Origin of the sequence: Streptomyces rishiriensis (genome assembly GCF_003112535.1) — a bacterium.
Classification (GTDB): domain Bacteria; phylum Actinomycetota; class Actinomycetes; order Streptomycetales; family Streptomycetaceae; genus Streptomyces; species Streptomyces rishiriensis.
Window position 1 is genome coordinate 91,103 of sequence record NZ_BEWA01000010.1, and the last position, 12,525, is coordinate 103,627.

Annotated in this window: 12 protein-coding genes; 6 read left to right on the forward strand and 6 right to left on the reverse strand. The window is 72.6% G+C overall.

Annotation, left to right across the window (positions count from 1 at the left end):
• Nucleotides 1-15: 15 nt before the first annotated feature.
• The 4 genes from Sri02f_RS18015 to Sri02f_RS18030 are packed head-to-tail and all read left to right on the forward strand — an operon-like array spanning nt 16 to nt 6,062.
• On the forward strand, nt 16-1,392 hold the full coding sequence (locus Sri02f_RS18015; protein ID WP_109002327.1) for an MFS transporter: 1,377 nt from the start codon (nt 16-18) through the stop codon (nt 1,390-1,392).
• Nucleotides 1,385-3,481, forward strand: coding sequence for a molybdopterin oxidoreductase family protein (locus Sri02f_RS18020; protein ID WP_245970664.1), 2,097 nt, complete (start codon nt 1,385-1,387; stop codon nt 3,479-3,481). Before Sri02f_RS18015 ends, Sri02f_RS18020 begins: the two co-directional genes overlap by 8 nt.
• On the forward strand, nt 3,478-4,860 hold the full coding sequence (locus Sri02f_RS18025; protein WP_109002329.1) for an NAD(P)/FAD-dependent oxidoreductase: 1,383 nt from the start codon (nt 3,478-3,480) through the stop codon (nt 4,858-4,860). The genes Sri02f_RS18020 and Sri02f_RS18025 overlap by 4 nt, the downstream gene beginning before the upstream one ends.
• The gene (locus Sri02f_RS18030) at nt 4,857-6,062 is read left to right on the forward strand and encodes an NAD(P)/FAD-dependent oxidoreductase (RefSeq protein ID WP_109002330.1); all 1,206 of its coding nucleotides are present in this window, start codon (nt 4,857-4,859) and stop codon (nt 6,060-6,062) included. Before Sri02f_RS18025 ends, Sri02f_RS18030 begins: the two co-directional genes overlap by 4 nt.
• A gap of 25 nt (nt 6,063-6,087) precedes the next feature.
• On the opposite strand, the gene Sri02f_RS41235 is transcribed toward Sri02f_RS18030, so the two are convergent.
• Nucleotides 6,088-6,297 carry a hypothetical protein gene (locus Sri02f_RS41235; protein ID WP_159106723.1) on the reverse strand — a complete coding sequence of 70 codons (210 nt, stop codon included), beginning with the start codon at nt 6,295-6,297 and terminating at the stop codon, nt 6,088-6,090.
• A gap of 86 nt (nt 6,298-6,383) precedes the next feature.
• Nucleotides 6,384-7,595 carry an MFS transporter gene (locus tag Sri02f_RS18035; RefSeq protein ID WP_109002331.1) on the reverse strand — a complete coding sequence of 404 codons (1,212 nt, stop codon included), beginning with the start codon at nt 7,593-7,595 and terminating at the stop codon, nt 6,384-6,386.
• Nucleotides 7,596-7,649: 54 nt separating this feature from the next.
• On the opposite strand from Sri02f_RS18035, the gene Sri02f_RS18040 reads away from it, so the two are divergent.
• On the forward strand, nt 7,650-8,423 hold the full coding sequence (locus Sri02f_RS18040) for an AraC family transcriptional regulator (protein WP_109002332.1): 774 nt from the start codon (nt 7,650-7,652) through the stop codon (nt 8,421-8,423).
• Between the two features lie 342 nt (nt 8,424-8,765).
• Nucleotides 8,766-9,134 carry a hypothetical protein gene (locus Sri02f_RS18045; RefSeq protein WP_109002333.1) on the forward strand — a complete coding sequence of 123 codons (369 nt, stop codon included), beginning with the start codon at nt 8,766-8,768 and terminating at the stop codon, nt 9,132-9,134.
• A gap of 107 nt (nt 9,135-9,241) precedes the next feature.
• Here Sri02f_RS18045 and Sri02f_RS18050 read toward each other — a convergent pair whose 3' ends face one another.
• The 4 genes from Sri02f_RS18050 to Sri02f_RS18065 all read right to left on the reverse strand — a co-directional run bounded on the left by Sri02f_RS18050 (nt 9,242) and on the right by Sri02f_RS18065 (nt 12,517).
• Nucleotides 9,242-9,430: a DUF6059 family protein gene (locus Sri02f_RS18050; RefSeq protein WP_109002334.1), complete on the reverse strand. Its 189-nt coding sequence runs from the start codon at nt 9,428-9,430 to the stop codon at nt 9,242-9,244.
• A gap of 81 nt (nt 9,431-9,511) precedes the next feature.
• Nucleotides 9,512-9,769 (reverse strand): acyl carrier protein, encoded by a 258-nt coding sequence (locus Sri02f_RS18055; RefSeq protein ID WP_109002335.1) that lies wholly within the window; start codon nt 9,767-9,769, stop codon nt 9,512-9,514.
• A gap of 98 nt (nt 9,770-9,867) precedes the next feature.
• Nucleotides 9,868-10,935, reverse strand: a complete 1,068-nt coding sequence (locus Sri02f_RS18060; protein WP_109002336.1) for a glucose-1-phosphate thymidylyltransferase — start codon at nt 10,933-10,935, stop codon at nt 9,868-9,870.
• A gap of 34 nt (nt 10,936-10,969) precedes the next feature.
• Entirely contained in the window at nt 10,970-12,517 is a 1,548-nt protein-coding gene (locus Sri02f_RS18065; RefSeq protein WP_109002337.1) for an FAD-dependent monooxygenase, read from the reverse strand.
• Nucleotides 12,518-12,525 lie beyond the last annotated feature (8 nt).

Below are 12,525 nucleotides of genomic sequence, written 5' to 3' on the forward strand. Positions count from 1 at the left end.
TCCCTGGAGCACACCATGACTCACCGTCCCCACAAGGGAACGTGGCTCGTCGACTGGGACCCGGAGGACGAAGACGCCTGGGAGCGCTACGGCCGGCGGCTCGCGCGCCGCAATCTCGCCCTGTCCGTGCTCAGCGAGCACATCGGATTCTCCGTATGGACGCTGTGGTCCGTCCTCGTCCTGTTCATGTCGCCCGATATCGGCCTCGGCTTCGACGCCGGAGACAAGTTCCTCCTGGTGGCCACGCCCACCGTCGTCGGCGCCTTGCTCCGCCTACCCTACAGTTTCGCGGTGACCCGGTACGGCGGACGGAACTGGACCGTGTTCGCCACCGCGATCCTGCTCGTGCCGACCCTCCTCGCGCTGTACTTCGTCCAGCGGCCCGGCACGCCGCTGTGGGTGTTCCTGGTCGTCGGCGCGCTCGCGGGCGTCGGCGGCGGGAACTTCGCGTCGTCGATGACGAACATCACTGCCCTGTACCCTCAGCGCCACCAGGGGTGGGCCCTCGGCCTGAACGCCGGCGGCGGGAACCTGGGCGTCGCGGCCGTGCAACTCGTCGGGCTCACCGTCATCAGCGTGGCGGGCCGGACCCACCCGTCGTACGTTGCCGCGGTCTACGCGCCGCTGATCGTGCTCGTCGCGCTGCTCGCGGCGTTGCGGATGGACAACGTGGACGCGGTGCGGGCCACCCCGGGCACCCAGCGCGAGGCCGCCCGCGACCAGGACACCTGGTGGATCTCGCTGCTGTACATCGGCACGTTCGGCTCGTTCATCGGCTACGGCTTCGCCTTCGGGCTGGTGTTGCAGAACGAGTTCGACACCAGCCCTCTCGGCGCGGTCGGCTACACCTTCCTCGGTCCGCTGCTGGGCTCGGTGGCCCGGCCGTTGGGCGGGCTGTTGGCCGACCGGCTGGGCGGGGCGAGGGTGACCTTCTGGAACTTCCTCGGTATGGGCGCGGGCACCCTCGTCCTGCTCGGCGCGGTCCAGGTGAATTCCTTCGCCCTGTTCGTCGCCGGGTTCACCGCCCTGTTCGTGCTCAGCGGCATCGGCAACGGCTCCACGTACAAGATGATCCCCGCCGTGTTCGCGGGGCGCGCCCGCCGTGAGGTCGCCGCCGGCCAGGACGCCGGCGCCGCGTTCGCCCGGGCACGCCGGCTGTCCGGGGCGGTCATCGCCATCGCCGGGGCGATCGGCGCGCTGGGTGGCGCCGCCATCAACATCGCCTTCAAGCTGTCGTACTCCGACGGCTCCGGCTCCGGTGCGCCCGCCTTCCTCGCCTTCCTCGCCTACTACGTCCTGTGCATGGTGCTCATCCGGGCCGTCTACCTGCGCCGGAGGCCGGTCGAGCACACGGCCCCCGCCGACCGTATCGAGGCGACCAGCCGTGTCTGAACCGCCTGCCCGCACACCGCACGTGGAGACGCACTGCCCCTACTGCGCCCTGCAATGCGGTACGCGACTGAGCGGCGACCGGGACATGGGCGTGACCGTGCGCCCGGCCGAGTTCCCGACCAACCGAGGCCGCCTGTGTCAGAAGGGCTGGACCGCGCCCGACGTGCTGGCCGCCGCCGACCGGCTGACCGTGCCGCTTGTCCGCGCACCGGACGGCAACTTGACCGAGACCACCTGGGACCGCGCCCTCGACACAGTCGCGGGACGCCTGCGCGAGCTGCGTACGCGATACGGCCCCGACACGGTGGCCGCCTTCGGCGGCGGCGGCCTGACCAACGAAAAGGCCTACCTGCTGGGCAAGTTCGCCCGACTGGCACTGGGCACGAGCCAGATCGACTACAACGGGCGGTTCTGCATGGCGTCCGCCGCCGCGGCCGGCAAAGCCGCCTTCGGCGTGGACCGCGGCCTGCCCTTCCCCGTCACCGACCTCGCGGCCGCCGACACGGTGCTGCTGGCCGGCGCCAACGTCGCCGAGACCATGCCGCCTCTCATGCAGCACATGGACACGGCGGAACTCATCGTCATCGACCCCCGGCACACCCCCACCGCCCAGCGAGCCAAGCTGCACCTCCAGCCCGCCCCCGGCACCGACCTCGCCCTCGCCCTCGGTCTTCTGCACATCACCGTCGTCGACGGGCTCACCGACGCGGAGTACATCCGACGCCGCACCCACGGCTTCGCATCCGCCGTACGCCAGGCGATGGCATGGTGGCCCGAGCGGGTGGAGGCCGTCACCGGCGTCCCGGCGAGCACCCAGCGCGCCGCCGCCCGGATGCTCGCGGCGGCCCGGAACGCCTACATCCTCACCGGCCGCGGCGTCGAACAGAACAGTCAGGGGACCGACACCGCCGCCGCGTTCATCAACCTCGCCCTCGCTCTCGGCCTGCCCGGCTCCGGCCACGGCGGATACGGATGCCTGACCGGGCAGGGCAACGGCCAGGGCGGGCGCGAACACGGGCAGAAGGCCGACCAGTTGCCCGGCTATCGCTCCCTCACCGACCCCGAGGCCCGCGCCCACGTCGCCGGCGTCTGGGGTGTGCCGCCCGAATCGCTCCCCGGACCCGGGCGCACCGCGTACGAACTCCTGGACTCCCTCGGCCGCGACCAGGGGCCACGCGCCCTGCTGATATTCGGGTCGAACCCCGTCGTCTCCGCACCGAACGCCGCGCACGTGGCCGAGCGGCTGGCCTCGCTGGACCTGCTGGTCGTGGCCGACTTCGTCCCCTCGGAGACCGCCCGCACGGCCGACGTCGTGCTGCCGGTCACCCAGTGGGCCGAGGAGGAGGGGACGCTGACCAGCCTGGAGGGCCGGGTGCTGCGCCGCCGCGCGCTGCTGACACCGCCCCCGCACGTGCGTACCGATCTGGAGGTCCTGCACGGCCTCGCCGTGCGGCTCGGCGAACCCCCGCATCGGTACCCGACCGCCCCGAGGGACGTCTTCGACGAACTGCGCGCGGCATCACGGGGCGGACCGGCCGACTACTCCGGCATCAACTACCGGCGCCTGGACGCCGGAGAGGCCCTGCACTGGCCCTGCCCCGCCACCGAGCCCGCGCATCCCGGTACACCCCGGCTCTTCCTGGAGCGGTTCACGCACCCCGACGGCCGGGCCCGGTTCGCCGAGGTCGACCACCGCGGGCCCGCCGAGGCCGTCAGCGCCGCGTATCCGCTGCACGCCACCACCGGCCGCGTCCTCGCCCACTACCAGTCCGGCGCGCAGACCCGGCGCGTCGCCGAACTGCACGGCGCCGCCCCCGAACCGCTCATCTCCGTCCACCCCGACACCGCCGCCCGCGCCGGGGTGGCCGGCCGGGCCCTCGCCCGGGTCACCTCCGCCCGAGGCAGCATGACAGCCCGGATCCAGCTCGACCCGACGATGCGCCCGGACACCCTCTTCATACCGTTCCACTTTCCGGGCGACGGCAGCGCCAACCTCTTCACCAACCCCGCCCTCGACCCCCGCAGCGGCATGCCCGAATTCAAGCTGAGTGCCGTACGGCTCGAGCCGCTTCCGGAGGCCACACCATGAACCGGACCCTCGTGGTCGGAGGCGGCCCCGCCGGTCACCGCCTCGCCGACCGACTACGCCACCACGGCGTCTCCGGACCCGTCACGATCCTCGGCGCCGAACCGTATCCGGCCTACCACCGGCCCTTGCTCTCCTACGTCCTCTCGGGGCAGGCGGACCCCGAAGCCCTGCGCATGCCGGCCCTGCCCGGCATCGAAACGCACTCCGGCACGGCCGTCACTCACATCGATCGCGTGCGCCGGGAGGTGCACACGTCCGAGTCCGTCCACGGATACGACGTCCTGGTCCTCGCCACCGGAGCCCGCGCCGACGTGCCGGACATCCGTGGTGCGAGGGGTCCCGGCGTGACCGTGCTGCGCACCGTCGCGGACTGCGCACGCGTCACGGGGGACACGGTGGTCGTCCTCGGGGGCGGGCCCCTGGGTGTGGAGACCGCCGCCGCCCTGGCGGCCCGCGGCACGGCCACGACCCTGGTCTGCGCCACCCCCCATCCTCTGTACGACCGGCTCGGCGAGAGCGCCTCCGCGCTGCTCACCGACGCCCTGCGCCGCGCGGGCGTCGACGTGCTCGCCGGGCGTACCGTCACCGCGCGCGAGCCCGGCCGCGTCCTCCTCGACGACGGGACCCGGGTGCCCGCCGACACCCTCGCTCTGTGCACGGGCGCGCACCCCGAGGTGCGCCTCGCCCGGGCGGCCGGGCTCGGAGTCCGGACCGGAATCGTCGTCGACGACCGGTTGCGCACCAGCGACCCGCGCATTCACGCCATCGGCGACTGCGCCGAGCACGAGGGGCGGGCGGTGGCCGGCATCGAGGCCGCCTGGGCCCAGGCCGACAGTCTCGCGCGGATTCTCACCGGGCAGGACGCGCCCGCGCACCACACGACCCCTGCGGTGTTCCGGCTGCGCACCCGGATCGCCGAAGTGGCCTGCGTGGGCGCTCCGGCCGCCTTCGCGGATCCCGCCCTGCGCCGCCTCACGTACGCCGACCACGAAGGCGGACGGTACGCCAGGCTCGCGCTGCGCGGCGAGCGTCTGGTCGCCGCCGTGTTGTTCGGCCTGCCGGAGGCCATCGCCTCCGTCGGGGAGCTGCACCGGCGCGGCCAGGCGCTGCCCTCCGACCGACTCCACCTGCTCCTCGGCGGGCCGCCGCGACCCGCGTCGACGGACCTCGACCCGCCCGAGGACGCCGTGATCTGCCTGTGCAACAACGTGCAGCGCCAGACCCTGGCCAAAGCATGGCGGGCCGGCGCCCGTACGGTCACCGCGCTCGCCGCCGCGACCCGCGCCACGACAGGCTGCGGCGGCTGCGGCAGTGATGTGGCGGAGCTGAGCGCCGGATGGGCGCGCGAGACGCGCCACGACGGAGAGCGGACCCCGTGACACGCACCCTGGTGGTCGCCGGACACGGAATGATCGGACACCGGTTCGCCGACCGGCTTCGCGCCCTGGACACCGCACGCGACTGGCGCATCGTGATCCTCGCCGAGGAACCCCACCCCGCCTACGACCGCCTGGCGCTGTCCACCTATCTGGGCGGCCGCAGCAGGGACGACCTGACGCTCGCCGGCCGGGACTTCCTCGCCGACCCCCGAGTGGAGCTGCGCCTGGCGACGCCCGTCGCCCGCGCCGACCGCACGGTACGCGTGGTCGTGACGCAGGGCGGCGACCGGATCCGCTACGACGCCCTGGTTCTCGCCACGGGCTCCCGCCCCTTCGTCCCCCCGGTGCCGGGGCGGGACCTCACGCACTGCTTCGTCTATCGCACCTTCGAGGACCTGGACGCGATCCGCCGCGTGGCCCGCCCGGGAGGGCAGGGCCTCGTCGTCGGCGGCGGCCTGCTCGGCCTGGAGGCTGCCTACGCGTTGAGCCGACTGGGCGTGCGCCCTCACGTCGTGGAAACCGCGCCCCACCTGATGCCGGCGCAGCTCGACCCCGGGGCGGCCGAGGTGCTGCACCGGCGGGCCGACGAACTCGGCCTGCGCCTGCACTGCGGCACCGGGGTCGCGCACGTGCATGCGGGGCCCGACGGCGCCGTGCGAGCAGCCACGCTCGGTGACGGGACGACGCTGGACGTGGATCTCGTCGTCTTCGCCGCAGGGATCCGGCCCCGCGACGAGTTGGCGAAACCGCTCGACCTGGCCCGCGGAGAACGCGGGGGCTTCCTTGTCGACGCCCTCTGCCGCACCGCCGATCCGCGCGTCTGGGCCATCGGCGAGTGCGCCGCCGTGCTGGGGCGCTGCCACGGCTTGGCCGCCCCGGGATACGCCATGGCCGACTCGGTGGCTGCCCAGCTGACGGGCCGTGACGCGCAGCCCTTCGACCGGACCGACGACGCCACGACGCTCAAACTCCTCGGCGTGCACGTGGCCACCTTCGGCGCCACGGTCCACCCCGGCGATCCTCGGCCGGTCGAGGTGACCTTCGCCGACGGCATCGCCCGCTACGCCAAGGTCTTCCTGCGGCCGGACACCGGCACTGTGCTCGGCGGCATCCTCGCGCGCGACACCGGTTCCACCTCCCCACTCCGTTCCCTGGTCGGCCGCCCGCCGCCCGCGGACCTGGAGCGGCTGCTGCTGCCCTGATCGCCACCGCACCGCTGACAACTCGTCAGGCGTGGCGTGGCGCCGTGAAGGCCGCCACCTCGCCCTCGCGCAGGATCACGAACGCCGCACAGGCACAGCGGCAGTACTCGACGCGGCCATCGGAGGTGTCATGGCTGGACACCAACCGCCAGTCGGGCCGCGGCAGTTCGGTACAGCAACCCCAGGCGGCCAGCGGGCAGGCGTCCTGGGCGGGTGGGGCCGGAGAAGAAGCCACCGGCCGGCTCACTGGCTGTCGCACTCCGTCGTCCTTTCGTGGCTGGTCCTCGGGCGGCCCGCGTGCCGGCGGCCGGGCCGGGCCGGTCAGATGCTGGTGCGCTCGGCGGATTGGCTCGCCGTCTCCGGCTCGGCTTCGTCGCCGTTCCCTGCCGCCGGCTTGGGCACGGCCGGTTCGGGCAGGGTGCGGAACAGCAGCCAGCTGAGGGCGGGCATCGCGATCAGGGGCATCAGGGCCGTGCGCAGCGAGGTGGCGTCGGCGATGCTGCCGATGAGAGGGCTGGTCAGGCCGCCGACGCTGACCATGAGGCCGAGGGTGATCCCGCTGGCCGTTCCGACGCGCGTGGGCAGATAGTCCTGGGCGAGCGTGACCTGCAGCGAGAAGGGGACGTACAGGCCGACCGAGGTGAGCGCCACGAACAGGTAGATCGCCGGGCCGGGCACGAACACCACGCCCGCGACGGCCCCGACCGTGATCAGGTACGACATGCTCACCACCGTGACCCGGTCCCAGCGGTGGGCCAGTCTGCTGCCGAGGAGCGTGCCGACGGCGCCGCCCACATAGAGCACGAACAGCGCGGCCGTCCCTGCCGAGGTGCCGCCGCCCGTCTGCTCGCGGACATGGAAGGCGACGAATGTGCTCATGCCGACGAAGACGACGGACCGGCACACCACCGCCAGCGACAGCCGTATGAACGACACCCAGTCGTTGTGGCCCTGCGCGGCTGCCTTGCCGTCGCCGGCGGACGGCGCCCTGTCCAGGGCCCGCAGCACCGGCAGCGTCAGCACGCTGCCGATCAGCGCGGGCAGGATCAGCAGCGGTGAGAAGCGCAGTCCACCCGTGGCGATCACGACGCTGACCAGCACGGGAGCGGCGGCGAAACCTACGTTGCCGCCCAGGGAGAACCAGCCCATGGAGCTGTGGCTTCCCTTGCTCGCCGCCCGTGCGACCCGCGCGGACTCCGGATGGTAGGCGGCGACCCCGATGCCGGACAACGCGACGAACACCAAGGTGAGCGTGTACGAGCCGCCGACACCGCTCAGGGCCACGCCGAGCCCGCCGAGGACAGTGCTCGCCGGGAGCAGCCAGGGGATGGCGTGCCGGTCGGTGAGGGCGCCGAACAAGGGCTGCACCACGGAGGACAACAGGCTGGCGGCGAGGACGATCCCCGAGGCCGCGGCGTAGGTGTAGTCGCGCTCGGCGACGAAGAACGGGACGAGGGCCGCGACGGCGCCCTGGTAGACGTCCACACATGCATGTCCGACCGACAGCAGCACGATTGATCTGTTCCTTGGCATGGCGTCATGGTCACCCGTGGCCGCCGTGTCCGGCTTCCGATAATCTGCCAATCAATGACGGACTTCCGCCACGAGTCGGTGGCGTCGACCAGCGCCCGCCGACTCGCCTCCGGGACGGGGATCGACGCCCACCGGCACGACGACCACCAGCTCGTCTACGCGGGCCGGGGCGTCCTCGCCGTCACCACCGGTGCCGGCTCCTGGACGGCCCCCGCGACCCGGGCCATCTGGGTACCGGCCGGCACCGTGCACTCCCACCAGGCGCACGGCGAACTCGAACTGCACCTGATCGGCATCCCGGCGGACGTCCACCCGCTCGGCACCGACGAACCCACCGTGCTCAGCGTCAGCCCGCTGCTGAGGGAACTCATTCTCGCCTGCACCCGCGACCCGGCGGACGTCACCCCGGAACACCGCCGCCTGCGGGCCGTCCTCTACGACCAGCTACGCGTCTCCCCCCAGCAGCCACTGCACGTGCCGGCGCCGACCGCACCGCAACTGAAGGCGCTGTGCGCGATCCTGCACGCCGACCCGGCCGACAACCGCACGCTGGCATCCCTGGGCGCGGAGGTCGGCGCCAGCGGCCGCACACTGTCCCGGCTGTTCAGGGCCGACCTCGGCATGACGTTCCCGCAGTGGCGCACGCAACTGCGGCTCTCCCACGCCTTGGTGCTGCTCGCCGAGGACACACCGGTGACGGTGGTGGCGCACCGATGCGGCTGGTCCTCGGCGAGCGCGTTCATCGACGTCTACCGCAGTGCCTTCGGCCACACGCCGGGCCGCGCCGCGAGCGCTGCACGGACGGCAGGACGGGACGGAGACGGATGAACCGGATCCGCCTTGGCGTGCCCGGGTGGGGTGGTGGTCAAGATTGTGTCATGTGGGGGCGGTGGTTGAGGGGGTGCGAGTCTGCGGACGTATGTGGGGACGGTAGGCAGGTGGTCCTTGCGGGTGGAGGGTGTTTCTGTGGTCGTGCAACGCGTCGTCCTCGCGTCGGCTGCCGGGTTGGCCTGCGTGGTCGTGCTGGCGGGGTGCGGTGTGTCGAGCGGCGACGCGTCGGGCGCGAGCCCTGACGGCGTCTCACCGGTCGCCACGGCCGCGGTGGGTTCCGCGCCTTCCGCACCGGTCGCTTCGGCGTCGGCCGGCAGTCGTGATTCCGGGAGTGGGCGGATGGCCGTGACCACCGGGGTGACGGCCGGGGTGGCGAGGGGCGCGGGCAGTGTGGTCACCGACGACAAGGGCATGACTCTCTACCGCTATGACCGGGACCGGCCGAGTCCGTCGAGGTGGACGTGCGCCGGTGCGTGCACGAAGACGTGGATTCCGGTCCTGGTGGAGGACTCCGTGCAGGCCACCGGGGTGGAGAAGAGCCTGCTGGGTACGGTCCATCGCAAGGGTATGAAGCAGCTCACCCTCGCCGGCTGGCCGCTGTACCGCTACGTCGGCGACACGAAGGCCGGTGAGGCGAACGGCCAGGGCAGGGAGCAGGAGTGGTACGCCGTCACTCCGTCAGGCCGGAAGGCGGCCGTGACGGGCTGATCGCCCGCAGCCCGGGCGCCGAGGTGGGTGACCGCCGCCCCGGCTCCGCCGTGGTGGTCGGAGGGTTCCGGTCACTGTGCCGTTCTCGTCCGCGCCGTCCCCGGATGCTAGTTGCAGAGTTTTTCGGGGTGGCCCGGCGGCGGCTCGTTGAGGAAGCGCCGGGGCGGGAGGGAGAGCGGGTTCAGTTCGAGGGGTGCGTATTCGTGGGGGCCGATGTAGCAGCGGCCGAGGTGGGCGAGGTGGTTGAAGGCTGAAAGGGCCGCGCGGCGCAGGTGCCATCGGACGCGCCAGTGCATGGGGGAGCCTCCTTGTGTGCGGGTGGGTGCGGGATGCCCGGGCAGGCGGGGCGGGGGAGGGGGCGCCTGCCCGGGCCGTCTTCAGCTGGTCACGGTGAGGTGCTGGTTGACCAGGGCGATGAGCTTTGCGGGGGTGTCGAACGTGTGGAGTCCTTCGTCGGGCAGGGTGACGTTGAATTCCCGTTCGATCAGGGTGCTGGTCTGCAGCAGGGCGAGGGAGTCGTAGCCGAGGTCGGTGAAGTTGGCGTCCAGGATGTCTCCGTCGAGGTTCGCCGACTCCTCTTCGCCCGCGTGCTCTCGCAGGATGCGCTTCATGTCTTCGAGGGTGAACTCGCTCATGGGGATTCCTTCTGTCGGGTGGGTGGTGTCCGGTGCGGGGCGGGTGCGGGGCCTGAGCGGCTGGGCTTGGGGGAGATGGGCGTGTGGGGTCGGGCGCGTCACGCGGGGAGGGCGATCTGGGAGTGGTCGCCGACCAGCAGTCGGTGGCGCGGGTGGCTGTCGCCGACGTGGACGTCCGCCCAGCGGCCGATGAGCGATCCCTGGAGGTCGAGGACGTCGCGGATCGAGGCGCCGTCCAGGATGATCGAGTCGGAGACGGCGGACCCGGAGAGCTCGCAGTGCCGTCCCACCGCGGTGTACGGGCCGATGCGGCTGTTGCGGATCGTGCTGCCCGCCCCGATGATGACGGGTCCCTCGATCCGGGAGGCGATGATCGTCGCTCCGGGTTCGATGACCACGTCGCCGACGATCAGGCTCTCCGCGTCCACGTCGGCGCGGTCGCTGTCGCAGCGCAGGGTGTCGAGGAGCACCCGGTTGCAGTCGAGCAGGTCGTCGACGTTGCCGGTGTCCTTCCAGTAGCCCGTGAACTGCTGGGCCGTCACCCGGTGGCCGCGGTCGACGAGTTGCTGGATCGCTTCGGTGATCTCCAGCTCGCCCCGTGCGCTGGGTCTGAGGCGCGCGACCGCGTCGTGGATCGCCGGCGTGAAGAAGTAGACCCCTATGAGTGCCAGGTTGCTGCGGGGTTCCAGGGGCTTTTCCACGACCGCGGTGACGCGGCCGTCGGCGTCGAGTTCCGCGACGCCGAACTGGCGGGGGTCGGGGACCTCGGTGACCAGCACGCCCGCGTCCGGCCGCTGGGCGCGGAACATCTTGGCCGCCTCGGTCACACCGCCGACGAGCATGTTGTCGCCGAGGTACATGACGAAGTCGTCGTCTTCGAGGAAGTCCCGGGCGATCAGCACGCAGTGGGCGAGGCCGAGCGGGAGGTGCTGCGGTATGTAGGTGATGTCGAGGCCGAGTGCCGAGCCGTCGCCGACGACGGCTCTGATCTGGTCCTCCTGGCTGCCGACGATCACCCCGACCTGGGTCACCCCCATGTCGCGGACGTTGTCCAGGCAGTGCAGCAGCACGGGCTTGTTGGCCACCGGTACCAGCTGCTTGGGTATCGAGTAGGTGAACGGGCGCAGTCGGGTGCCCGTACCGCCGGACAGAATCAGGGCCTTCATGGCCACCTCCGTGGGTTGCTGGGCGACACGGCGGTCAGGGCCTGGCGGGCGGCCCGAACCAGGTGTGCAGGGCGTCGGCGAGTCCGGGGGCCGCGGCGTCGGCAGGGCCCGCCCAGGCGACATGGCCGTCCGGCCGGATGAGGACGGCCTCCACGGCCGTCTGCGTGGCCGGTTCCAGGGCCGACTGCGTGGCCGTGTCGACGGCCGCCCCCGCGCCCGCGACCGCGCTCTGCAGGGCGCGTGCGCGGACCAGGTCGATCCGGGGGGCCCATGTGCGGGCCGGGGCGGACAGGGCGTCGGAGTCGGTCAGGTCGAGCAGGATCCCGCGGCCGGGGTGCAGCAGTTCGGCGATCCGGGTGCGCCCGTCCTCGGTCTTCAGGGCGAGATCGGGCACGGCCCGGCCGGTCCAGGGGTGCGCGTGGCCGTCCTGCGGGTAGCCGACGTCGGTGCCGGCGACCAGGGCGGACAGATGGGCGTTGACCGGGGCGAGGGCCAGCAGTTCGCCGAAGAGCTCCCGCAGCGGGTCGGTGCGGGGGTCGGGGTTCATCAGCGCGAGCTGGGCCCGGGTCTCCTGCAGGACGCGCCGGGCCACCGGGTGGCGTTCGTCGTGGTAGGAGTCCAGGAGCGCCTCGGGCGCGTCGCCGCGTACCTCGGCCGCCAGCTTCCAGCCGAGGTTCATGGCCTCCTGGAGGCCCAGGTTGAGGCCCTGCGCGCCGATGGGGAAGTGGATGTGGGCGGCGTCTCCCGCCAGCAGCACCCGCCCGTCGCGGTAGCGTCCGGCCAGCCGGGTGGCGTCGCTGAACCGGGACAGCCAGCGGGGTTCGCGGATGTCGACGGGCGTGCCGATCACCCGGGCGATGCTCTCGCGGAGGTCGTCGAGCGTCACCGGGACGTCCGCGCCGTCCTGCGGTGGCCGGAACTCGGTCGTCAGCACACGGACGTAGGGCGCCTCGAGGGCCACGGCCATCAGCAGGCCCCGGGCGGTGCGCGTGGTGCCGGGAACGCCCGAGGGGAGCTGGCCGGGGTCGTCGAGGATGACGTCGCCGAGCAGCGCGGTGACGCTCGCCCCGGTGCCGGGGAAGTCGAAGCCGGCCAGCCTGCGGACGGTGCTGCGGCCGCCGTCGCACCCCACGAGGTAACGGCCCCGCAGGTCGTAGGGGCCTTCGGGACCCGTCGCGAGGACGTGCACGCCGTCGCGGTCCTGGGCCACTCCGGTCACCTCGTGGCCGCGCCGGATTCCGGCCCCGAGCTCGGTGGCCCGTTCCTCCAGGAGCCGTTCGGTGTGCGCCTGGGGAATCAGCAGGGAGTAGGGGTGGCTGCTCGTCAGCCGGGAGAGGTCCAGGAGCGGCTGGAGCCCGGCGAAGTGCGCCTTCGGCCACTGCGGACGGTCCTGACGGAACCGCTCGGCGAGGCCCCGGTAGTCGAGCATCTCCATGGTCCTGGGCTGCAGCCGGAAGGCCCGGGAGTGCGGGCTGGGTTCGCTCAGCTTCTCCAGGACCACGACGTCGACGCCGTGCAGGCGCAGTTCGCAGGCGAGCAGCATGCCGACCGGACCGCCGCCGGCGATGATCACATCTGCCATGTGGGCTT